The sequence below is a fragment of the Campylobacter sp. BCW_6877 genome, assembly GCF_001762445.1.
Classification (GTDB): domain Bacteria; phylum Campylobacterota; class Campylobacteria; order Campylobacterales; family Campylobacteraceae; genus Campylobacter_D; species Campylobacter_D jejuni.
This window is the reverse complement of sequence record NZ_MJWW01000044.1, coordinates 1-20,546: the sequence shown is the minus strand read 5'-3', so window position 1 is coordinate 20,546 and position 20,546 is coordinate 1. Positions and strand designations below refer to the sequence as shown.

General features: G+C 29.4%; 27 protein-coding genes, 1 tRNA gene and 1 pseudogene. 22 read left to right on the top strand and 7 right to left on the bottom strand.

Annotated features, from left to right (window positions below; translation table 11 throughout):
- The gene (locus AJ936_RS06360) at positions 1–1,206 is read left to right on the top strand and encodes a saccharopine dehydrogenase family protein (protein ID WP_052801494.1); all 1,206 of its coding nucleotides are present in this window, start codon (positions 1–3) and stop codon (positions 1,204–1,206) included.
- 12 nt (positions 1,207–1,218) lie between these two features.
- Here AJ936_RS06360 and AJ936_RS10600 read toward each other — a convergent pair whose 3' ends face one another.
- From AJ936_RS10600 to sodB, 3 genes are all read right to left on the bottom strand, one after another.
- A complete protein-coding gene (locus AJ936_RS10600) occupies positions 1,219–1,581 on the bottom strand; it encodes a hypothetical protein (RefSeq protein ID WP_002870694.1) in 363 nt (120 codons plus the stop codon).
- Between the two features lie 109 nt (positions 1,582–1,690).
- On the bottom strand, positions 1,691–1,909 hold the full coding sequence (locus tag AJ936_RS10595; RefSeq protein ID WP_070274216.1) for a hypothetical protein: 219 nt from the start codon (positions 1,907–1,909) through the stop codon (positions 1,691–1,693).
- A 68-nt stretch (positions 1,910–1,977) separates the two neighbouring features.
- Complete coding sequence (gene sodB / locus AJ936_RS06345) at positions 1,978–2,640, bottom strand: superoxide dismutase [Fe] (RefSeq protein WP_002851662.1); 663 nt, start codon at positions 2,638–2,640, stop codon at positions 1,978–1,980.
- A gap of 266 nt (positions 2,641–2,906) precedes the next feature.
- Between sodB and AJ936_RS06340 the strand changes: the two genes are divergently transcribed.
- The gene (locus AJ936_RS06340) at positions 2,907–3,089 is read left to right on the top strand and encodes a hypothetical protein (RefSeq protein WP_070239765.1); all 183 of its coding nucleotides are present in this window, start codon (positions 2,907–2,909) and stop codon (positions 3,087–3,089) included.
- Between the two features lie 134 nt (positions 3,090–3,223).
- Here the strand turns inward: AJ936_RS06340 and AJ936_RS06335 are convergent.
- Positions 3,224–3,298, bottom strand: a tRNA-Glu gene (locus AJ936_RS06335).
- Between the two features lie 147 nt (positions 3,299–3,445).
- Here AJ936_RS06335 and AJ936_RS06330 point away from each other — a divergent pair.
- Positions 3,446–4,009 carry a manganese efflux pump MntP family protein gene (locus AJ936_RS06330; protein WP_070210601.1) on the top strand — a complete coding sequence of 188 codons (564 nt, stop codon included), beginning with the start codon at positions 3,446–3,448 and terminating at the stop codon, positions 4,007–4,009.
- On the opposite strand, the gene miaA is transcribed toward AJ936_RS06330, so the two are convergent.
- Positions 3,995–4,864 carry a tRNA (adenosine(37)-N6)-dimethylallyltransferase MiaA gene (gene miaA / locus AJ936_RS06325; protein ID WP_070210600.1) on the bottom strand — a complete coding sequence of 290 codons (870 nt, stop codon included), beginning with the start codon at positions 4,862–4,864 and terminating at the stop codon, positions 3,995–3,997. The genes AJ936_RS06330 and miaA overlap by 15 nt on opposite strands.
- Positions 4,865–4,934: 70 nt before the next feature.
- On the opposite strand from miaA, the gene mqnP reads away from it, so the two are divergent.
- From mqnP to trxB, 19 genes are all read left to right on the top strand, one after another.
- A complete protein-coding gene (gene mqnP, locus AJ936_RS06320; RefSeq protein ID WP_002860984.1) occupies positions 4,935–5,819 on the top strand; it encodes a menaquinone biosynthesis prenyltransferase MqnP in 885 nt (294 codons plus the stop codon).
- Entirely contained in the window at positions 5,810–6,307 is a 498-nt protein-coding gene (locus AJ936_RS06315) for a hypothetical protein (RefSeq protein ID WP_070274215.1), read from the top strand. The genes mqnP and AJ936_RS06315 overlap by 10 nt, the downstream gene beginning before the upstream one ends.
- Complete coding sequence (locus tag AJ936_RS06310) at positions 6,304–6,819, top strand: DUF6115 domain-containing protein (RefSeq protein WP_044778712.1); 516 nt, start codon at positions 6,304–6,306, stop codon at positions 6,817–6,819. Before AJ936_RS06315 ends, AJ936_RS06310 begins: the two co-directional genes overlap by 4 nt.
- A 12-nt stretch (positions 6,820–6,831) precedes the next feature.
- Positions 6,832–7,794: a GTP 3',8-cyclase MoaA gene (gene moaA / locus AJ936_RS06305; protein ID WP_002860981.1), complete on the top strand. Its 963-nt coding sequence runs from the start codon at positions 6,832–6,834 to the stop codon at positions 7,792–7,794.
- A 2-nt stretch (positions 7,795–7,796) separates the two neighbouring features.
- Positions 7,797–8,540: a 7-carboxy-7-deazaguanine synthase QueE gene (locus AJ936_RS06300; protein WP_044779786.1), complete on the top strand. Its 744-nt coding sequence runs from the start codon at positions 7,797–7,799 to the stop codon at positions 8,538–8,540.
- The gene (locus AJ936_RS06295) at positions 8,537–9,118 is read left to right on the top strand and encodes a 6-carboxytetrahydropterin synthase (protein ID WP_002858675.1); all 582 of its coding nucleotides are present in this window, start codon (positions 8,537–8,539) and stop codon (positions 9,116–9,118) included. The genes AJ936_RS06300 and AJ936_RS06295 overlap by 4 nt, the downstream gene beginning before the upstream one ends.
- Positions 9,118–9,543 (top strand): cytochrome c, encoded by a 426-nt coding sequence (locus tag AJ936_RS06290; RefSeq protein ID WP_002860979.1) that lies wholly within the window; start codon positions 9,118–9,120, stop codon positions 9,541–9,543. The genes AJ936_RS06295 and AJ936_RS06290 overlap by 1 nt, the downstream gene beginning before the upstream one ends.
- A complete protein-coding gene (locus AJ936_RS06285) occupies positions 9,543–9,950 on the top strand; it encodes a membrane protein (protein ID WP_002851635.1) in 408 nt (135 codons plus the stop codon). The genes AJ936_RS06290 and AJ936_RS06285 overlap by 1 nt, the downstream gene beginning before the upstream one ends.
- Position 9,951: 1 nt before the next feature.
- Entirely contained in the window at positions 9,952–10,608 is a 657-nt protein-coding gene (locus AJ936_RS06280; protein ID WP_002851903.1) for a 16S rRNA (uracil(1498)-N(3))-methyltransferase, read from the top strand.
- Between the two features lie 78 nt (positions 10,609–10,686).
- The gene (gene rpmE / locus AJ936_RS06275; RefSeq protein ID WP_002860977.1) at positions 10,687–10,887 is read left to right on the top strand and encodes a 50S ribosomal protein L31; all 201 of its coding nucleotides are present in this window, start codon (positions 10,687–10,689) and stop codon (positions 10,885–10,887) included.
- Between the two features lie 2 nt (positions 10,888–10,889).
- Complete coding sequence (gene rsmI / locus AJ936_RS06270) at positions 10,890–11,714, top strand: 16S rRNA (cytidine(1402)-2'-O)-methyltransferase (RefSeq protein ID WP_070274214.1); 825 nt, start codon at positions 10,890–10,892, stop codon at positions 11,712–11,714.
- A gap of 13 nt (positions 11,715–11,727) precedes the next feature.
- Positions 11,728–12,411, top strand: a complete 684-nt coding sequence (gene rlmB, locus AJ936_RS06265) for a 23S rRNA (guanosine(2251)-2'-O)-methyltransferase RlmB (RefSeq protein ID WP_070210175.1) — start codon at positions 11,728–11,730, stop codon at positions 12,409–12,411.
- Positions 12,404–13,342 carry a membrane protein gene (locus AJ936_RS06260; protein ID WP_044778708.1) on the top strand — a complete coding sequence of 313 codons (939 nt, stop codon included), beginning with the start codon at positions 12,404–12,406 and terminating at the stop codon, positions 13,340–13,342. The genes rlmB and AJ936_RS06260 overlap by 8 nt, the downstream gene beginning before the upstream one ends.
- A complete protein-coding gene (locus AJ936_RS06255; protein WP_070274213.1) occupies positions 13,336–14,142 on the top strand; it encodes a hypothetical protein in 807 nt (268 codons plus the stop codon). Before AJ936_RS06260 ends, AJ936_RS06255 begins: the two co-directional genes overlap by 7 nt.
- A gap of 11 nt (positions 14,143–14,153) precedes the next feature.
- Positions 14,154–15,356 (top strand): LL-diaminopimelate aminotransferase, encoded by a 1,203-nt coding sequence (locus tag AJ936_RS06250; protein WP_044779791.1) that lies wholly within the window; start codon positions 14,154–14,156, stop codon positions 15,354–15,356.
- 3 nt (positions 15,357–15,359) lie between these two features.
- Complete coding sequence (locus AJ936_RS06245; RefSeq protein WP_044778705.1) at positions 15,360–16,607, top strand: homoserine dehydrogenase; 1,248 nt, start codon at positions 15,360–15,362, stop codon at positions 16,605–16,607.
- Positions 16,607–16,945: a YraN family protein gene (locus AJ936_RS06240; RefSeq protein ID WP_002860970.1), complete on the top strand. Its 339-nt coding sequence runs from the start codon at positions 16,607–16,609 to the stop codon at positions 16,943–16,945. The genes AJ936_RS06245 and AJ936_RS06240 overlap by 1 nt, the downstream gene beginning before the upstream one ends.
- Before the next feature lie 56 nt (positions 16,946–17,001).
- Positions 17,002–17,316, top strand: coding sequence for a thioredoxin (trxA, locus tag AJ936_RS06235; RefSeq protein ID WP_002778629.1), 315 nt, complete (start codon positions 17,002–17,004; stop codon positions 17,314–17,316).
- Between the two features lie 133 nt (positions 17,317–17,449).
- On the top strand, positions 17,450–18,388 hold the full coding sequence (gene trxB, locus AJ936_RS06230; RefSeq protein WP_044778702.1) for a thioredoxin-disulfide reductase: 939 nt from the start codon (positions 17,450–17,452) through the stop codon (positions 18,386–18,388).
- Positions 18,389–18,425: 37 nt separating this feature from the next.
- On the opposite strand, the pseudogene AJ936_RS06225 reads toward trxB, so the two are convergent.
- Positions 18,426–20,158: pseudogene (locus AJ936_RS06225) on the bottom strand (PhoX family protein).
- A gap of 133 nt (positions 20,159–20,291) precedes the next feature.
- Positions 20,292–20,546: methyl-accepting chemotaxis protein (locus tag AJ936_RS06220; protein WP_032600453.1), on the bottom strand; the 255-nt coding region annotated here is incomplete at its 5' end.

The following is a 20,546-nucleotide window of genomic DNA, read 5'->3' as shown; positions in this document are numbered from 1 at the left end:
ATGAAAAATCTTTTAATCATAGGCGCAGGCGGGGTAAGTCGTGTGGCTACTGTAAAATGCGCAATGAATTCTGATACTTTTAGCAAAATCACTTTAGCTAGTAGAACAAAAAGCAAATGTGATGAGATCGCTGCTTTTATCAAAGAGCGTTTAGGGGTTCAAATTGAAACGGCGCAAATTGATGCTGATGATAGCAATGCGGTTGTAGAACTTATCAAGAAAACAGGAGTGCAAATTTTACTCAATGTTGCTTTGCCTTATCAAGATTTGAGTTTAATGGATGCTTGTATAAAAGCAGGGATTGATTATGTAGATACAGCAAATTATGAACATCCTGATTTAGCTAAATTTGAATATAAAGAGCAATGGGCGAGAAATGATGAGTTTAAACAAGCAGGAATTTTAGGACTTTTAGGAAGTGGATTTGATCCTGGTGTAACTAATGTTTTTTGTGCTTATGCACAGCAAAATTTATTTGATGAAATTTCTTATATAGATATTTTAGATTGCAATGCAGGTGATCATGGCTATGCTTTTGCGACCAATTTCAACCCTGAAATCAATCTACGTGAGGTTTCTGCTAAAGGGCGTTATTGGGAAAATGGCAAGTGGATAGAAACGCAGCCTATGGAAATAAAAATGGAGTGGGATTATCCAGAAGTAGGTGTGAAAGATAGCTATTTGCTTTATCATGAAGAACTTGAAAGCTTGGTAAAAAATATCAAAGGTTTAAAAAGAATACGCTTTTTTATGACTTTTGGACAAAGTTATTTAACTCATATGAAATGCCTTGAAAATGTTGGAATGCTAGGGATTAAACCTGTGATGCACCAAGGAAAAGAAATCATTCCTATAGAATTTTTAAAAACCTTACTTCCTGATCCTGCAAGTTTAGGACCACGCACCAAAGGTTATACCAATATAGGTTGTGTGATTCGTGGTAAAAAAGATGGAAAAGACAAGCAAGTTTATATTTATAATGTTTGCAATCATGAAGAATGTTATAAAGAAACTGGTGCACAAGCTGTGAGCTATACTACAGGTGTTCCTGCTATGATAGGTACGAAATTAATCGCTAAAGGGATTTGGCAAGGAAAAGGCGTGTTTAATATGGAAGAATTTGACGCTAAGCCTTTTATGGAAGAGCTGAATTCTCAAGGACTTCCTTGGAAGATTATCGAAATGACTCCAAGCTTAGGAGAGTAAGTGCTAGAGCACTTACTTTTGTCCTATATAAATAAAGTGCTCCACACTGCCTTCAAAATTATATAGATTAATTAATTCATAATCTCCCCAAAATAAAGGTTTAAAAGGTTTAAAATCTTCTTTTAATTCTTCTATGTCTTTAGTAAAGCGTATATATGAAGAACCGCTCAATCTACCACTTGGACATCCTTTTACTTCACGTAAGCCATTATCCATAAGTTCTCCTCTTTCATACATACTATAGCCTTTATCACTCATCATAGTTGCAAATATAATAGCTCCTTCATTGCATAGTTCATAAAATTCTTGCACAGCTTCTTTAAAAGCTTGTTTTGTAAGATAATATAAGCTTTGATTTGCAAATATAAAATCCATTTTTGTATTGAAGAGTTTTTTAAAGCTAGAATTAGGAGATATGATGTGAAAATTTTTAGAATCTAAGCAAGGATCTTTTTCCCAAACTTTTTTTAAACTAGGAACTATATCAATGCCATAAGGCTCTATACCCCCCCCCAGTTATATTTTTAAAATACTTAGAATGCACTCCATTTCCGCAACCAAAATCAAGTAATTTTCCACTTGTTTTGCTTAGTTTGTATTTTAAGATTCTCTCGTAAAATCTTATAATATGACCATCAGGATATTGAAGTCCATAACCTTCTTTGTCATATTTTTGAGTATATGCAGATAAAGAATTATCCATTTTTGCTCCTTTTCGTATAGAATTTTGACATTAAGCCAAAATTCATTCTAACACAAAAAGGATTAAAATTATTTTACAGGGTGAAGTTCATTTGCATAAAAACTAACTGATCCCATACCTTCTTTTAAAGCCCATTCATAAGCTTTTGCAACAAATTCCCAATTGATATGAGCATAGAATTTCTCTAAATAAGCAGGGCGTGCATTACGATGATCTACATAATAAGCATGTTCCCAAACATCTACAACAAGTAAAGGAACTTTATCTTCAGTAATCGGTGTAGCTGCGTTTGAAGTGCCTACAAATTCTAGCTTTTGATTTTTAGTATTATAAACTAACCAAAACCATCCTGAACCAAAAACTCCTGTAGCACCTTTGATGAATTCAGCTTTGAAATTTTCTAAAGATCCAAATTCTTTTTCTAGCGCCGCTTGTAAATTAGCATCTATACTTTGACATGAACCGCCACAACCACAGCCTGTACTTGGCTTAATGCAATCAAAATAAAAATCATGATTATAAACTTGAGCTGCGTTATTAAATACGCCCCCATTTGAAGTTTTGATAATACTTACAAGATCTTTACCTGCAAATTCAGTATCTTTGATAAGATTATTTAGATTTGTAACATAAGTATTGTGATGTTTTCCATGATGATAGCTAAAAGTTTCAGCACTCAAAAAATCACCAAAAGCATTGGTATCATAAGGTAATTTTCTTAATTCAAACATAATTTCTCCTTTATTTTTAGTTTGATATTGAAAATATTACCATAATAATATTAAAAAGAGTAAAAATATCTTAAAAGCTTAGTGGGTAAAATTTCTATTTATTTAATCTAAATAAAATAAGATATATTTATAATATATTTTAATAATAATTTAAATGTATATAAAAAATTATATTTTTTGAAATATTTTTACAAAAAATATCTATTTGTTGGTTTTTAATAATTACAATTAATTTGCAACTAAAAATTATTCATAAGGAGGAAAATATGAAAAAAGTTGTACTAATCTCAGCATTACTAGGTGCTCTCGCAGCTAATGTTTTTGCAGCTAATACTCCAAGCGATGTGAATCAAACACATACAAAAGCTCATCATTCAAAAGCTAAAGCTGATAAAAAACATGAAGCTAAAACTCACAAAAAAACAAAAGAGCAAACACCAGCTCAATAATGCCCAGCCTTGATATAAGTCTATAATAGACTTATATCAAAAGCTATCCGTATTCTACAAAATAAATTATTAATATTTATTAAATTTTAATAGAAAAATGAAAAAATAGTTATTTTAAAAGAAAAATTAAAAAGTGGTGACCCATACGAGACTCGAACTCGTGTTACCGCCGTGAAAGGGCGATGTCCTAACCGCTAGACGAATGGGCCACTTTTAAGGAGTAAAAAATAAAAATGAAATTGAATTATATATATTTATTTCTTAAAATTTAATTAAATATATCAAAATTATGTGATTTTTATCTTTGTTTGATTATAATTTCATCTTCAATTTTTTATAAAATTTTAGGATTTATTATGGATTTTTATAGTCTTATTTTTTTATCCTGTGCTTTAGGAATGGATGCTTTTGCTGTATCACTATGCAAAGGTTTTAGTGTTAAAAAACTACATTTAAAACATTATCTTATTGTTGGAATTTATTTTGGTGGATTTCAAGCCTTGATGCCAACTATTGGTTATTTTATAGGTATAACTTTTGCATCTTTTATTGCGAGTATTGATCATTGGATAGCTTTTATTTTACTTTCTTTAATAGGATTAAAAATGATCAAAGAGTCATTGGAAAATGAAAATTGCGATAGTAATGCCAACCAATTTGGCTTTAAAACCATGCTAGCTTTAGCAATTGCTACGAGTATCGATGCACTAGCAGTTGGTGTGAGTTTTGCATTTTTAAATGTAAATTTATTATTAGCCATATTTTTAATAGGTATTATTACCTTCATTTTATGTATCATTGCTCTAAAAATAGGAAATAAATTTGGAATTTATCTTAAAAATAAAGCTGAACTTTTAGGCGGATTGGTTTTAATTATATTAGGAGTAAAAATTCTAGTAGAACATTTATTTTTCGATTGAAAATTTCATTCTTAAAGTAGCTAAAGCTTTATCAAATTCCAAGGCTTTACTTTGAAATTTTTTATTAAAAGTTCTTTGTCTTTTGGCAAGTTGCGTAGTATGTATCGAGATTAAATTTTCAAGCTCTTTAAAGGAAATTTCTCCATCTAAATATTCTTTACACTCTTTCAAACCTATAGAATTTAATGCTTTAAGCTTATGATCAAATTTAGAAAAAAGAATTTTTGCTTCATCTAAAAGTCCATTATCAAGCATTTCTTTTGTTCTAGTTTGAATACGTTTTTTTAAAATTTCTTTATCCCACTCAAGCTCATAAATTTCTATATCTTTAAGCACCCCAGTTTTTTGTGTTCTTTTTAAAAATTCACTAGGAATTTCTCTTGTTTGCTCATAAATACCCAGCCATTTTTTTAATCTATAAGTATCATTTTTTTCTATTTTATAGTTTGGATCAATATTTAATAAAAGAGCATAAATTTCATCATTATTTAAAGAACTCTTTGACTCTAAGGTTTTTTCACTCAAACCATCTATCATAGTTTTTAAATAAAATCCAGTTCCACCTACTATAATTAGAGGTAAATTTCTAGCTAAAGCAAATTCTTTTGCTTTTTGATATTCTCTTATGAATAGCTCAACATTAAAATGTTCATTCACACTCAATAAATTTACCCCAAAGTATTTTATACTCGCAAGATCATCTTGTGAAGGCTTGGCACTTGCTATATTAATTTCTTTATAAACACAAAGACTATCAAGACTTAAAACAACAGCATCAAATTCTCTTGCTAAAGTATTAGCTATGTATGTTTTTCCACTCGCGGTTGTTCCTATTAATGCTATTTCAAAAAACATTTTAATATTTATCCTAAAATTTATAAAAATTTTAGTAAAATCATAGCAAAAAATATTTTAAAGTAGAAAAATGAACACATTCTGGATAAAATTTAAAGATATTTTAGAACTTGTAGTATTTAAGCATTCTATTTTTGCTTTGCCTTTTTTATTTTCCTCTATGATTGTAGCATCAAAACTTGCAAATGACACTGCTTGGTTTGGTTTTAAGGCATTGATTTTAGGCATTATTTGTGCGGTAAGTGCAAGAAATTTTGCCATGGCTACAAATCGTTTAATGGATGAAGATATAGATAAGGATAATCCTCGTTGTGCAAATCGTCCTAATGTCAGTGGAAAAATAGGTAGAAAAAGCGTATGGATTTTTATTATTATTAATGCACTTATTTTTATATTATGTTCTTATTTTATTAATACCTTGGCTTTTTATTTGTCTTTTCCTGTGCTTTTTGTATTGGCTATTTATTCAGCTTTTAAACGCTTTAGTTCTTTAGCGCATTTAGTTTTAGGATTTTGTTTAGGACTTGCGCCTATTGCAGGAAGCGTTATAATTATGGGTGAAATTCACATTTATAGCGTTATTTTATGTTTAGGTGTAACTTTTTGGACAGCTGGGTTTGATCTACTTTATTCTTTACAAGATATGGAGTATGATAAAAAAATAGGACTTCACTCTATCCCTGCTAAATTTGGCTCAAAGGCTACTTTATTTATATCAGCTTTTTGCCATATTTTAGCGGTATTATTTTGGCTTCTTTTTGTGTGGGAAGTTTGGGGTGTAGCACTTGGAAAAATAGCACTTACTGGGGTAATTATAAGCGGTATTATTTTAGCCTTGGAACATAAAATTGTTCACAAGAATTTTGCTCATATTGATAGAGCATTTTTTACTCTCAATGGTTATTTAAGTATTATCTTTTTTATTTTTATTTGGATTGATTTATTATGGAATTAACACTTTTTAAAGCAGGATTTGAAGCTCATTTAGAATGTTGTAAAATAGAAAATAACCGTTTTCTTGGAGAATACCTAAAACTTGGAGCAATTTCTCAAATTTTAAAATGGAAAAAACTTGCTTTACGTATTGATTTTGACGAGGGTGAAAAAATTATTTTTGATCTTCTTATAAGTCTAAAAGAAGATATTTTAAGGCTTGAAAATTCTTTAGATAAAAATAAAGAACTTATACCGCTTAAGCAAAAAGGGGTAGTAGAATCTTTGAATTTTGAATATCTAAATTTTTTGGATACTATTTTAGAAGAAGATAAAGAATATTATTTAAGATTTGATTTAAATAATCAAAAAATAGCTATTTTTATCAAAGCTCAAAGTCAAACATTGGCAAAAATTATCAAAATTAAGCCTGAAGACAAAATGGCTTTTGATGCTTTTGTTGTTGAAATTCAAAGAAATATGATAAGAAATAAGAAAGGCCAAGAATGAGTGATGATGTACTTTATTTAGTTTTTATAATTGTGCTTTTAATTGCAATGCTAGCCTATATGAATATCAAAGAAAGAGAAAATAATGCAAAAATAGCAAAACTTCAAAATGTGATAGAAGATATTACCAAAGAACTTCATTATTTTCGTAAAGAATTAGGGGTTAAAGATGATAGCGAAGAGGATGAAGACTATAAAATCTCTCTTTTAAAAGAAGAAATTATGATTGAACTTGATAAACAAATCAGTTCAAAAATCACTCCTGTTTTAAGAACACTAAAAACTATGGAACATATCATAGAAGATTTTCAAAATGAACAACAAAATCGTCTTTTAAATTTGGAACAAAAAGCACAAAGCATGGCTAAACTTACACCAAATTACGATACAGAAGAACAAAAAATAGAAAATCTTTTCAAAGAAGGGAAAAGCATAGAACAAATCGCTAAAGATTTACGCATTGGCACTGGAAATGTAGAACTTGTCTTAAAATTTAAGAAATTAATAAAATAGAATGGAAAATAAATGCTTATAGATCAATTCGGTAGAAAAATAAATTATCTTAGAATTTCGGTTACACAAAGATGTAACTTTCGCTGCCTTTATTGTATGCCAAAAATTCCTTTCGATTATCAGCCAAAAGAAAATTTATTAAGCTTCGAAGAACTTTTTTTATTTATCAAAGCGGCTATAGACGAAGGAATTGAAAAAATCCGTATAACAGGTGGGGAACCTTTATTAAGAAAAGATTTAAGTATTTTTATAAAAATGATTAGCGATTATAAAAGCGATATTGACCTTGCTATAACTACAAATGGATTTTTACTAAAAGACTTTGCTAAAGACTTAAAAAATGCTGGACTTAAACGACTTAATATTTCACTTGATACCCTAGATCACAAAAAAGCAAAAACTCTTGCGCAAAAAGATGTATTAGATAGTGTTTTATCTGGAATTGATGAAGCTTTAAATCTAGATTTGAAAGTAAAACTTAATACTGTAGCTCTTAAAAATTTAAACGATGATGAACTGATATCTCTTTTGGAATTTGCAAAATCAAAAAAAGCTCAAATTCGCTTTATAGAATTTATGGAAAATACTCATGCTTATGGTAAATTACAAGGATTAAAAAGAGATGAAATTATACAAATTTTGAGTCAAAAATATCAAATTCAACTTATAAAAAAAGATGAAAAAGCACCTGTGAGTATTTACAAGGCAGATGATTATGAATTCGGAATTATAGATCCTCATAGCCATGAATTTTGCGACTCTTGCAATCGCATACGCTTAAGTGCTGAAGGCTTGTTAATACCTTGCCTTTATTTTGATGAAGCATTAAGTATAAAAGAAGCGGTTCGAAAAGGTGATATTAAAGCCGCTGTAGAAATATTACAAGAAGTATTAAGAAATAAACCAGAAAAAAATAAATGGAGTGTTGTTGATAATAAAACCTCATCTCGTGCTTTTTATCAAACTGGAGGTTAATTTTGCAACTTGTTGAAAGTTTCTTAAGTATTCAAGGAGAAGGTAAATATAATGGAAAATTAGCTATTTTTATGCGTTTTGCTGGCTGTAATTTCAACTGTTTAGGTTTTAATGTAAAAATATCAAAAAACAATAAAACTCTCATCGGATGTGACACGATAAGAGCTGTTTTCACAAAAGATTTTAAAGAAAGTTATGAAACTTTAAATGCTAATGAACTTTTAAAAAGAGTGATAAAATTAAAACAAGGCTTTAATCCTATAGTTGTTATCACAGGTGGAGAGCCATTAATCCATTATGAAAATCCTGAATTTATAGAATTTATCCAAATGTTATTAAAAAATAAATTCGAAATACACTTTGAAAGCAATGGAAGCATAGAAATTGATTTTGATAGATATCCTTTTTACAAAGAATGTATTTTTGCTTTAAGCGTTAAACTCCAAAATAGCGGGATAAAAAAAGATAAACGATTAAATTTTAAAGCTTTAAAAGCATTTAAAAATTACGCAAAAGATAGTTTTTATAAATTTGTTTTAGATGCCAATACCCTTGATAATTCATTTTTAGAAATCAATGAAATTCTAAAAGAAGCTCCAAATCAAATTTTTTGTATGCCTATGGGTGAAAATGAGCAAAATCTTAAAAAAAATGCTCAAAAAATTGCTGAATTTTGTATTAAGAATGGTTATAATTACTCTGATAGAATTCATATTCGTCTTTGGAACAATAAAGAGGGTGTATGATTATAAGAAAATTATTTGAATTTGAAAACGCACACATTGTTAGATTTTGTTCTTCTAAACGTTGCAAAAGTAGCATTCATGGACATTCTTACAAAGTTGAAGTTTTACTTGAAAGCAAATATTTAGATAATGCTGGAATGGTCTATGATTTTGGACTTTTAAAAACCTATATACGCCAAATTATTGATAGTTTTGATCATGCTATCACTCTTTTTAAATATGATGACGCAAAATATTTAGAAGAAATGAAAAAATATTCAAGTCGTTGGATTTGCCTGCCTGTTAATGTAAGTGCTGAAAATTTTTGTCGTGTATTTTTCATACTTATAGATGCTTTATTAAAACAAACAAAAATGGTAAATGGGGAACAAGGAGTGACTTTACAAAGCATCATTGTTCATGAAACAAGAACAGGCTATGCACAAGGTTTTAGAGAAGATGCCTATAGTGAGCTAATGCCAAAAATTTCACTTCAAGACATAGAATTTTCCAATGGCATTAAAGCAGAATGGAATGATATAGATTTTTATAACAAATTAAAAAATGAAGAAATTTTTATAAATCCAAAGGAGATTTAATGCAAAAAGCTAAAATTTTAATTGCCTTAAGTTTTTTTTTATTAGTTTTATCTGCCTGTTCTAATGATGAAAAAAATATTTCCAAGACTCAAAATACAGATCAAGAAGTAGTTCAAATAGAACAAAACGATGAAAAAACAGAATTAAGTGACTCCAACCTGCCTTTACCTGTAGATGATGAAGCACAAAGTTCAGATGATGAACATGAAGCCAATCCTACTATTATCAACTCTTTATATAAACAAAAATGCGCCACTTGTCATGGAGAAAAAGGGGAATTAAAACCCAAAAACAGCACAGCCATTAAAACCTTGGGCAATAAAATTTTTATACAAAAAATAAAAACGATAAAAGATAAAAACCATAGTTTTTTAAGCGATGAACAAATTCAAAATTTAGCTGATTTTATAAACAAAGGAAAATAATGGATCAAAGTTACGAATTCTTTTTAGCTTTACATCTTTATAGTCTTTATGCGAGCGGTTTTTTAATGCTTTTTTATCTTATACTAACACAAGGAAATTTTAAAACCGAATTCATTTTTATTCGCAGAATACGATTATTTTTACCAATTTATTATTTATTTTTAGCTTTGATTATTTTTACAGGTTGTTTGTTATCAGCAATGAAACAATTTCAAATGAATGTCAATATCTGGGTAATGATTTTTTCTTGGATCTTAATTTTTGCCTTAGCAATTTTTCACTTTGTTTGTTTCAAAAAAGCAAGAAGATTTAGAAAATATGCCACTTTTAGATGGATTAGTTGTTTGATTTTACCTTTTGAAATTTTTTTATTGTTTTTGCCTTTTTTAATAGAAAGATATCTATAAAATGCAATTTTTGTATAACAAGCAAGCTGGAGAAGAGTTTATACAACTTCAAGGTGAAAACTTTAACCATTTAAAAGTAAGAAGAGTAAAGGAAAATTCGGAGCTAAATCTTAGAAATTTACAAGATAATTTTCTTTACAACTATACAATCACAAATTTAACAAGAAATTCTTGCACTTTAAAATTTTTAAACAAAAAATCACAAAATATAAAACAAAGTGAATTAAACTTAGCCTTAGCCATTATAGATATTAAAATTTTAGAAAAAACTCTACCTTTCTTAAATGAACTTGGAGTAAAAAAGTTACATTTGGTTTTTACAAATTTTTCACAAAGAAATTTTAAAATCGATTTAGAAAGATTTGAAAAAATCATTATTTCTTCTTGTGAACAATGCGGTAGAAATACTAAAATGGATTTAATTATCCATCAAAGCACTCAAGAATTTGTTCAAAAATTTCCAAATGCAATTATGGTTGATTTTCAAGGAGAACAACAAAGTCATTTCGATGAAAAAGAATTGTATTTTATAGGTCCTGAAGGTGGATTTAACAATGATGAGAGATTATTGTTTAACCGGAAAATCTCTCTTAAAAGCTCTAATATTCTAAAAAGTCAAACAGCTATTATAGCTATAGCTTCAAAAATTTTGCTTTAACTTTTCTTAAATTAATCTCTTTTTTATGTTAAATAATTTATAATCACGGCTTATTGTTTTAATTTTTAAGGAAAACTAATGAAAAAAGAAATTCACCCAGAATATGTAGAATGCAAAGTAAGTTGTGCTTGTGGAAATACTTTTACAACAAAGTCAAACAAAGCAGAATTAAAAGTAGATATTTGTTCAAACTGCCATCCTTTTTTTACAGGTAGTGAAAAAATTGTAGATGCTGCAGGTCGTGTAGAGAAATTTAAGAAAAAATACGCAATGCAATAATTATGCTTTATTTTATTCCTACTCCCATAGGAAATTTAAGCGATATTTCTTTTAGAGCCTTAGAACTTTTAAAGACTTGCAATCTTGTATTTTGCGAAGATACGAGAGTAAGTAAGTCTTTGGTTTCATTATTAAATGCAAAATTTCACACTGATATACATATTTCTAAATTTATAGCCTTACACCCCCATAATGAAAAAGAGGTTTTAGCAAGTATTGATTTAAAAATATTTGAAAAAAATGTAGCTTATTTAAGCGATGCAGGAATGCCAGGGATTAGTGACCCTGGCAAGGCTTTGGTAGAATTTGCACAAGAAAATAATATCGCCTATGAAATTTTACCAGGTGCAAATGCAGCCTTAGTTGCTCTTGTAAGCTCGGCATTTTGTCAAAAAGAATTTATCTTTATCGGTTTTTTAGCCAATAAAGGCAAAGAAAGACAAAAAGATATAGAAAAAATTTTAAACTTTCCTTATCCAAGTATTATTTACGAATCCCCCAAGCGTATTTTATCTTTGATAGAACAAATTATGATTCTAGACAGCCAAAGAGAAATTTTTTTGATTAAAGAAATCAGTAAAAAATTTGAAAATAAATTTAAAGGCAATGCTAAAGAGCTTTTTGAAATTTTAAAAAAGTCTAATTTAAACGGTGAATGGGTTGTAGTACTGCAATCAAAAGAGCAAAATTTTTTGCAAAATACTCTTTGTGAAAAAGATATTATGGATTTAGAGCTGTCTTTAAAAGCAAAAGCAAAATTATTATCAAAGATCAATGGAAAAAATGCAAAAGAAATTTATCAAAAACTGCTTTTAAGTCAAGATTAGGTAAAATTTTAATATGATAGTTTATGGGAAGCAAATATTTTTTTATATTTTAGAATATCATAAAGACTATATCAATGAGCTTTATTTAGCAAAAGAATGTGATAAAACTACTTTTTCCAAAATCGCAAAATCAGGTTTTAAAATCAAAAAACTTGATTTTAAAACTGCTCAAGCTTATGCGAAAGGTGGAAATCATCAAGGTTTTTTGCTAGATATTAAAGAAAGTTCTTTTGCGAATTTAAATGAGATCAAAAAAAATGATTTTATTGTTATGCTTTATGGAATTAGCGATGTAGGAAATATAGGGGCTATCACGCGTACAGCTTATGCTTTAGGGGTTGGGGCTTTAATTTTTATTGGTGAAAAATTAGCCATGGAAGGAGTAATTCGCACAAGCAGCGGAGCGGCTCTTGATTTACCTATTGTGATAAGCAACGATGCTTTAAGTGTAATAAATGAACTAAAACAAGTGGGTTTTTATTTTTATGCGAGCGATGGCTCGGGAAAAGAAATTCACAGTGTAAAAATAAGCAATGGTAAAAAAGTTTTAGTTTTGGGTAGTGAGGGTTTTGGTTTAAGCTCTAAAATTGTAAAAAAATGCGATGAATGTGTGGGCATTGCGATGAAAAATAATTTTGATAGTCTTAATGTCAGCGCTGCTTTTGCAATACTTTGTGATAGGATGTTAAATGCTTAATTGGAAAAAAATACAAGAATTAAATTTAAAAGAAGTTGCAGCAAAAACGCAAATTGAACTTGATTTTCTTGAAGCTTTAGCAGAAAAGAATTTTGCTGTTTTAAGTCGTTTTAATGTTAAAGGTTTTGTTAAAATTTTAAGCAGAGAATACGAACTCGACTTTAGTGATTTTAATGAAGAGTATGAAGCTTATCTTAACGAAAACAATCCTACTCCACAAACAAAATCAAAAATGATAACCCCAAAACTAGATGCTTATAGTCAAAAATCCTCTAATGCTTGGCCTTTTTTGATTGTTCTTATTGTTTTAGTGATTATAGGAAGTGGAATTTATTATTTTGATACACTTAAAACTTTTTTCAAAGATGAACAAAATAATACTAGCACAACAGTTATAGATATCATAGGACAAGCACAAGAAAATTTAAAATCTTTAGGTGGAAATAATGTTGTTGTTATAGACAACAATAAAGCACAAGAAACAAATCAAACAGAGAGCGTTTTACCAAGCCAAAACATCTCGTTACAAGAAAATGATAAAAACATAAGCATAGAAAATAATATCAGTGAAAATAACACAACCTTACTCGATGAAGAAAAAAATACCCAAATCCAAGAAGACATAAATACACCAAAAACTGATTCTTTAAAAGAAGCACATTTTAAAACCTCTACCAAGATTTGGATAGGTTTGATAGATTTAAAAAGCCTTAAAAAAACAAGCTTTGTTAAAGAAAAAGATTTTAATATTTCTTTAGATAAAGATCAGTTAATTTTAACAGGAGCTGCAGCTTTAACAATGTTTGATCAAGAAAATAAAGAACAAAAATTTCCTGCAGGAATTTCAAAACGTTTCTTGATTAAAGATGGAAAAATTACAAGTATTTCAGCTGCTGAATTTGCAAAATTAAATAAAGGTAAAGAATGGTAAAAAAAATTATTATTCTTACTCTTTATGTTAATATATCTTTTGCAATCTCAAGTCTTGATTTGGCAAAAAATTTAATAAACAATCCTAGTAAAAATTCTCAACTAGAATTATTATTTTCAAATAATTCTTACATAGATAATAATGGAAATTGTGATATTGCAAAAATATCTCAAATATTAAAAACCAATTCTTTAATTGCCTTAACACTATCAAATCCTCAAAGTCTAAGACTAAATTTTAAAGCAAAAGCTGATGAAGTTATGTTTTTTAAAATTTTATCCGATGTTTTAACAGATGCTGGATATATATATTTTATCCCTACAGATTTGATTTTAAGAGAAGGAAATATTGACTATACCATACAAGTAGAATCCCAATATGTTTTAGATCCTGGAACGCTTTACAATCTCTTAAAAGAAAATTCTGTCTATATAAATAATATTAAACGTATTGGGGCATATGACTATGAATATGATTTAAATTTTTCCAATGCTGTATTAAAAACCAATACAAATGTTAATTTAAATACTCCAAAATCATTAGAAAAACCCCTTAAAGACTATGTGCTTGATTTAAAAAATGCTACAAATTTGATTATTGATGCAAATGATTTAGACAATTGGTTTCCTAAAATCTTCTTTTTAGATAAAAATCTAAATCTAATTAAAGCAGTAAAAAGCGAAAATAAAAATAATCATTTTTCAGAACTTATTCCAAATGGTGCTATATATGCTATTGTAAGCGATATGTATAGTTTAGATAATATACGCAGGGGTTTAAAAATCACACTTAAAAAATAAAGGATTAAGAAATGTTTGATGAAATCCGTTTTAATACCATAGAAAGACTTCCAAATTATGTTTTCGCAGAAGTAAATGCGATAAAAATGGCAGCAAGACGTGCTGGAGAGGATATCATCGACTTTTCAATGGGAAATCCCGATGGTAAAACTCCACAACACATTATAGATAAACTTTGTGAAAGCGCTAACAAAGATAAAACCTCGGGATATTCTACATCCATGGGGATTTATAAACTTCGCTTAGCAATTTGTAATTGGTATAAAAGAAAATATAATGTCAATCTAGATCCTGAAAATGAAGTTGTAGCTACCATGGGTTCAAAAGAGGGTTTTGTAAATCTTGCAAGAGCGATTATAAATCCTGGAGATGTTGCTATTGTGCCAACTCCTGCTTATCCTATACATACTCAAGCTTTTATTATAGCAGGAGGCAATGTAGCAAAAATGCCTTTAGCTTATAATGAAAAATTTGAGCTTGATGAAAATCAATTTTTTGAAAATTTACATAAAACTTTAAATGAAAGCATCCCGCGTCCAAAATATGTCGTTGTTAATTTCCCGCATAATCCAACAACAGTAACTTGTGAGAAAAGTTTTTATGAAAGATTGATAGCAACGGCAAAAAAAGAAAGATTTTATATTATTTCAGATATTGCATATGCAGATTTAACTTATGATGACTATAAAACTCCTTCTATTTTGGAAATTGAAGGTGCAAAAGATGTAGCGGTAGAAACTTACACTCTTTCAAAATCTTACAATATGGCAGGCTGGCGTGTAGGTTTTGTAATAGGAAATAAACGCTTAGTCAGCGCGCTTAAAAAAATAAAATCTTGGTTTGATTATGGTATGTATACACCTATTCAAGTAGCAGCTACCATAGCTTTAGATGGAGATCAAACTTGTGTGGATGAAATCCGTGCAACTTATGATAAAAGAATGCGCATTTTACTTGAAGCTTTTGAAAATGCAGGCTGGAAACTTCAAAAACCAAGAGCAAGTATGTTTGTTTGGGCAAAACTCCCTGAAAGCAAAAGACATTTAAAAAGTTTAGAATTTTCAAAGCAACTTTTACAACGTGCTAGTGTTGCAGTAAGTCCTGGGGTAGGTTTTGGCGAAGCAGGTGATGAGTATGTAAGAATTGCTTTAATTGAAAATGAAAATCGCATACGCCAAGCTGCACGCAATATCAAAAAATATTTAAAAGAGTAAGTTATGAAAGTAGCAATTCTTGGTTATGGCACTGTTGGAAGTGCAGTGGTTAAATTTCTTTTAGAAAACAATAAACTTATTCGTGCGAGATGTGGGCAAAGCATAACTCCTGTGATCGCTCTTGCTAGAAGTCCTAAAAAAAACGCTTTAATTCCAATTACTCATAGCGTTGAAGAAATTTTAAATGCTGATGTAGATGTTTTTGTGGAGTTAATGGGTGGAGTGGATGAAGCTTTTAAAATAGTGAGTGAAATTTTAAAAAAGAAAAAAGCCGTTGTTACTGCAAATAAAGCTATGCTTGCTTATCATCGTTATGAACTTGAAAATTTGGCTAAAAATTTAGCCTTTGGTTATGAAGCAAGTGTGGCTGGAGGAATTCCTATTATAAAGGTTTTAAAAGAAGGTTTAAGTGCAAATAATATTTTGGCTATAAAAGGGATTTTAAATGGTACGAGTAATTATATTTTAAGTTCTATGAGTCAAAAAAATATGAGTTTTAAACAAGCCTTACAAATAGCTCAAAATTTAGGCTATGCAGAAGCTGATCCAACTTTTGACATAGAAGGACAAGATGCAGCTCATAAACTGCTTGTTTTATCAAGTATCGCTTATAATCTTAAAGCTAAACCTGAAGATATTTTGATCGAGGGTATTAGCGAAATTGCGCCTGAAGACATGTATTTTGCTAATGAGTTTGAATTTACCATAAAACTTTTAGGTATAGCCAAGGTGCGTGAAGATAAAGTAGAATTAAGAGTGCATCCTACTATGATAGATAAAGAAAAAATGCTTGCAAAAGTCGATGGAGTGATGAATGCTATAAGTATTAATGGAGATTTGTTGGGTGAAAGTTTGTATTATGGAGCAGGAGCAGGAGGAGAGGCCACTGCAAGTGCTGTGATTTCAGATCTTATGGATATAGCAAGAGATCAGGTAAAAGCACCAATGCTTGGTTTTGTGAATACTTTAGAATACGAGCTTTTAAGCAAAGATGAAATTTATACAAAATATTATTTAAGGGTGAAAGTTGAAGATAAAATAGGGGTTTTATCTAAAATCACACAATTGATGAGTGAAAATAATATTTCTATCGATAGTTTTTTACAAAAACCTAAAAAAAATGATGAAAATTACAGCACTTTATTTTTTACTACGCATTTAACTTATGAAAAAAGCATACAAAATTTGCTTGAAATTTTACGCAAACAAGATTTTATAAAAACCAAGCCTTTTATGATGCGTATAGAATAATGGGTGTAAAAGCTTATTTAGATGGAATTTTAGGTGAAGATAAGGCTTGTAAATTTTTAAAAAAACAAGGCTTTGAAATTTTAAAAAGAAATTTCCATTCTAAATTTGGGGAAATTGATATAATAGCCCAAAAAGATGAAATTTTACATTTTATAGAGGTTAAATTTACTCAAAATAATTATGAAGTTTCCGAGCGTTTGGATAGAAAAAAACTTGAAAAAATTTTAAAAACTATAGAATTTTATCATCTTAAAAATGGAATTTCATCGGATTTTCAAATTGATCTGATTTGCATTAAAAATGATATGATACAATTTTGCGAAAATATAAGTTTTTAAGCTGATATTTAAAAAAATAAAATACAATTAGACAAAAATTAAAGAAAGGAAAAATTATGGGAAAATATATTGAATTAACAAGTGATAATTTTGCTCAAGCAAAAGAAGGTGTAGCTTTAGTTGATTTTTGGGCTCCATGGTGCGGACCTTGTAGAATGCTTGCTCCAGTTATTGATGAACTTGCAAATGACTTTGATGGTAAAGCTAAAATTTGCAAAGTAAACACAGATGAACAAGGTGATTTAGCAGCTGAATTTGGTGTTCGCTCTATTCCTACGCTTATTTTCTTTAAAAATGGTGAAGTTGTAGATCAACTCGTTGGTGCACAATCTAAACAAGCAATTAGTGATAAACTAAACTCTTTACTATAAACTAAAGGCTAGTATAACTAGCCTTCTTCTTAAAAATTTCAAATTTATACTAAATAATAATTTTTATTAACTACTATTAAGAATAATTTTTATATCATTATTAATAATAAAATTCAATATAAAGGAAATGTAAATGTTAGATGTAGCAATCATAGGTGGAGGTCCTGCTGGACTTAGTGCCGGACTTTATGCAACTAGAGGTGGTCTTAAGAATGTAGTAATGTTTGAAAAAGGTATGCCTGGCGGACAAATTACCTCAAGTTCTGAAATAGAAAATTATCCAGGTGTAGCCCAAGTTATGGATGGAATTTCTTTTATGGCTCCTTGGAATGAACAATGTATGCGCTTTGGTTTAAAACATGAAATGGTTGGAGTAGAACAAATTTTAAAAAATAGTGATGGAAGTTTTACCATCAAATTAGAAGGTGGTAAAACAGAACTTACTAAAGCTGTGATAGTTTGTACAGGTTCAGCTCCAAAAAGAGCAGGTTTTAAAGGCGAAGATGAATTTTTTGGAAAAGGTGTAAGCACTTGTGCAACTTGTGATGGATTTTTTTATAAAAATAAAGAAGTTGCAGTTTTAGGTGGTGGAGATACGGCTTTAGAAGAAGCTTTGTATCTAGCAAATATTTGTTCTAAGGTTTATCTTATCCACCGCAGAGATGAGTTTAGAGCAGCTCCATCTACAGTAGAAAAAGTTAAGAAAAATGAAAAAATAGAACTCATTACTAGTGCAAGTGTAGATGAAGTATATGGTAATAAAATGGGTGTTACTGGTGTAAAAATAAAATTAAAAGATGGTAGTATTAGAGATTTAAATGTTCCAGGAATTTTTACTTTTGTTGGTCTTAATGTAAGAAATGAAATTTTAAAACAAGACGATGGTAAGTTTTTATGCAATATGGAAGAAGGTGGGCAAGTAAGTGTTGATCTTAAAATGCAAACTAGTGTTGCTGGACTTTTTGCCGCAGGAGATCTTAGAAAAGATGCACCTAAGCAAGTGATTTGTGCTGCAGGTGATGGAGCTGTAGCTGCATTAAGTGCTATGGCTTATATAGAAAGCTTGCATTAAGATTTTATAAAGTTGCTAAAAGCAACTTTATTTTTATTTAGCTTCCTATCACTCCACCATCAAGTTTTCTTATCATCATTACACTCGATCTTGGCGTTTTTCCATAAGGAAAAGTACTACCTTTTAAACCTTCTCCTGGATGTTGTATGCCTACAAACATTGTAGTATAATCCTCACTAAAAGCAATCCCTGTTAATTCACAAGCAATAGGTCCTGTTAAAAAGCGTCTGATTTCCCATGCCTTCGTATTCATCTTTATTAGAATAAGATCCATCTATTTGTATCCAAAGTCTTCCATCTCTATCAAATTTAAGTCCATCAGGAGAATTAAATTTATTTTCACTTGTAATATTATTTGAGCCTTTATATAAGCCTTGTTGGTTATCAGGATTTCCAGCAAGAGCAAAAATTTCCCAAGTAAAATCATCGTCTTTATGAGAATTTCTTGGCATCCATTTTAAAATTTGTCCATAAACATTTTTAGTTCTTGGATTTGCTGCATTAGGTTTTTGGCGATTTTTGTTGTTCGTTAGTGTTGCAAATACCTCTTTAGAACCACTTTGTCTATGGCTTGCTATCCATTCACATCTATCCATGGGAGTTGCACCTACAATGCTTGCGGCAAGACGCGTATTGATGAGTACTTGAGCTTGAGACTTAAAACCATTTTTTTCATCTAGGCCGTTTTTGCCATATTCTAAGGCTATCCATTTTCTCTGTCCTTTAAAATCTCCCACATTGCCGTTAAACTGTCCTACATACAAAGTGCCTTCATCTAAAATTTTACTTGTATCAGCACCTTTTTTGTATTTATGTTTGCTAACAAATTTATAAATAAATTCATTCATCTCATCATCACCCATATAAACTATAACAGAACCATCTTTTTCTACGATAATTTCTGCATTTTCATGTTTAAAACGCCCTAAAGAAGTTCTTTTAACAGGTGTGCTTTTTGCATCAAAAGGATTGATTTCCACTATCCAACCAAAACGATTGGCTTCATCGATATTTTTAGCTCAATCGAATCTTTCATCAAATTTTTCCCATCCATAAAGACTAGTTTTGTTAAATCCATAGCGCTTAAAGGCATCATTAAATTCTAAATTTTCATCTAAACTTCAAAAAATCGTCAAAATTTTCTTCACAGGTGATATAAGTTCCCTAAGGTATTTGTCCATTTGCATAATTTGCAAAAGTTCCATGAATAAATTTTTCATTTTTTAAAACTTCTTTTTTAGCTGCTCATTTACTTGCATTTTAGTGTTTACATCGATTCTGCAGTTATACTTAGAGTCTAAAAACAGTCCAATCATCATCTTTTTTTCGATTTCTAAGATACTCACACCCACACTGGATTGATCATATAAAACATCTTCTTTGCTTAAATTTTTGCTATGGATGATTAAATATAATTTCAGGATTTATATATTCATTATTAACGGCTAAAATTGCTCTATTTTTTGAAAGTGGAAAAAATTCATACCATCATCGTTATCTCTAAAAAACCAAATGAGCATTTTAACTACATTTATATCGATGATTTTTTCATCATAAGGTTTTACTTTGCTAAAAAGTGGATCATCTCAAGAAATTAAAACCCTTGCTTCATAACCTTGTGGTGCTATAACTTTATCTTGTGTGCTTGCATCAATAACTTTAAAACCTAGAAAATCCTTATCCTTAAGCATAGCAGCACTTAAATTTGAACTTAAAAAAAGCCACCATAGAACCTAAATCTAAACCTTTTAAAAACAATATTCTTTCCATTTATTTTTACTCCATATTAAAATTTAAAACAATGGAAATATAAAAATATTTGGAAACTTTTTAGAAATTTTGATGAAAATTTAAATCGAAGGAAAAATTTATACCTAGTTTTTCACTAGGTATAAATGACTAATTAAAATCTCTTCTTCTTAACATCTTCTAAGATATTATTAGCTATATCACTTACTGTACTAGAAATAATAGCTGATTCATTAGCAATTTCAACATTATCTTTAGTAGTTTGATCAATTTGTGCTACGCTATCATTGATTTGAGTAATACCTGCAGTTTGTTCTTTAATACTTTCTGCCATATCATTGATAGATTGAACAAGTAAATTAGTATTAGCTTCTATTTCAGATAAAGACTTTTGAGTTCTCTCAGCTAG

Bases quoted from the DNA above. Each gene is read 5' to 3' on its own strand.
- AJ936_RS06310 (WP_044778712.1), top strand. From the start codon at position 6,304: ATGAGTGATGATGTACTTTATTTAGTTTTTATAATTGTGCTTTTAATT.
- AJ936_RS06295 (WP_002858675.1), top strand. From the start codon at position 8,537: ATGATTATAAGAAAATTATTTGAATTTGAAAACGCACACATTGTTAGA.
- AJ936_RS06340 (WP_070239765.1), top strand. From the start codon at position 2,907: ATGAAAAAAGTTGTACTAATCTCAGCATTACTAGGTGCTCTCGCAGCT.
- AJ936_RS06245 (WP_044778705.1), top strand. From the start codon at position 15,360: ATGAAAGTAGCAATTCTTGGTTATGGCACTGTTGGAAGTGCAGTGGTT.
- AJ936_RS06315 (WP_070274215.1), top strand. From the start codon at position 5,810: ATGGAATTAACACTTTTTAAAGCAGGATTTGAAGCTCATTTAGAATGT.
- rlmB (WP_070210175.1), top strand. From the start codon at position 11,728: ATGATAGTTTATGGGAAGCAAATATTTTTTTATATTTTAGAATATCAT.
- AJ936_RS10600 (WP_002870694.1), bottom strand. From the start codon at position 1,581: ATGGATTTTATATTTGCAAATCAAAGCTTATATTATCTTACAAAACAA.
- AJ936_RS06240 (WP_002860970.1), top strand. From the start codon at position 16,607: ATGGGTGTAAAAGCTTATTTAGATGGAATTTTAGGTGAAGATAAGGCT.
- AJ936_RS10595 (WP_070274216.1), bottom strand. From the start codon at position 1,909: ATGGATAATTCTTTATCTGCATATACTCAAAAATATGACAAAGAAGGT.
- AJ936_RS06280 (WP_002851903.1), top strand. From the start codon at position 9,952: ATGCAATTTTTGTATAACAAGCAAGCTGGAGAAGAGTTTATACAACTT.
- trxA (WP_002778629.1), top strand. From the start codon at position 17,002: ATGGGAAAATATATTGAATTAACAAGTGATAATTTTGCTCAAGCAAAA.
- AJ936_RS06285 (WP_002851635.1), top strand. From the start codon at position 9,543: ATGGATCAAAGTTACGAATTCTTTTTAGCTTTACATCTTTATAGTCTT.
- AJ936_RS06360 (WP_052801494.1), top strand. From the start codon at position 1: ATGAAAAATCTTTTAATCATAGGCGCAGGCGGGGTAAGTCGTGTGGCT.
- AJ936_RS06260 (WP_044778708.1), top strand. From the start codon at position 12,404: ATGCTTAATTGGAAAAAAATACAAGAATTAAATTTAAAAGAAGTTGCA.
- AJ936_RS06290 (WP_002860979.1), top strand. From the start codon at position 9,118: ATGCAAAAAGCTAAAATTTTAATTGCCTTAAGTTTTTTTTTATTAGTT.
- AJ936_RS06330 (WP_070210601.1), top strand. From the start codon at position 3,446: ATGGATTTTTATAGTCTTATTTTTTTATCCTGTGCTTTAGGAATGGAT.
- sodB (WP_002851662.1), bottom strand. From the start codon at position 2,640: ATGTTTGAATTAAGAAAATTACCTTATGATACCAATGCTTTTGGTGAT.
- rsmI (WP_070274214.1), top strand. From the start codon at position 10,890: ATGCTTTATTTTATTCCTACTCCCATAGGAAATTTAAGCGATATTTCT.
- moaA (WP_002860981.1), top strand. From the start codon at position 6,832: ATGCTTATAGATCAATTCGGTAGAAAAATAAATTATCTTAGAATTTCG.
- miaA (WP_070210600.1), bottom strand. From the start codon at position 4,864: ATGTTTTTTGAAATAGCATTAATAGGAACAACCGCGAGTGGAAAAACA.
- AJ936_RS06250 (WP_044779791.1), top strand. From the start codon at position 14,154: ATGTTTGATGAAATCCGTTTTAATACCATAGAAAGACTTCCAAATTAT.
- trxB (WP_044778702.1), top strand. From the start codon at position 17,450: ATGTTAGATGTAGCAATCATAGGTGGAGGTCCTGCTGGACTTAGTGCC.
- rpmE (WP_002860977.1), top strand. From the start codon at position 10,687: ATGAAAAAAGAAATTCACCCAGAATATGTAGAATGCAAAGTAAGTTGT.
- AJ936_RS06255 (WP_070274213.1), top strand. From the start codon at position 13,336: ATGGTAAAAAAAATTATTATTCTTACTCTTTATGTTAATATATCTTTT.
- mqnP (WP_002860984.1), top strand. From the start codon at position 4,935: ATGAACACATTCTGGATAAAATTTAAAGATATTTTAGAACTTGTAGTA.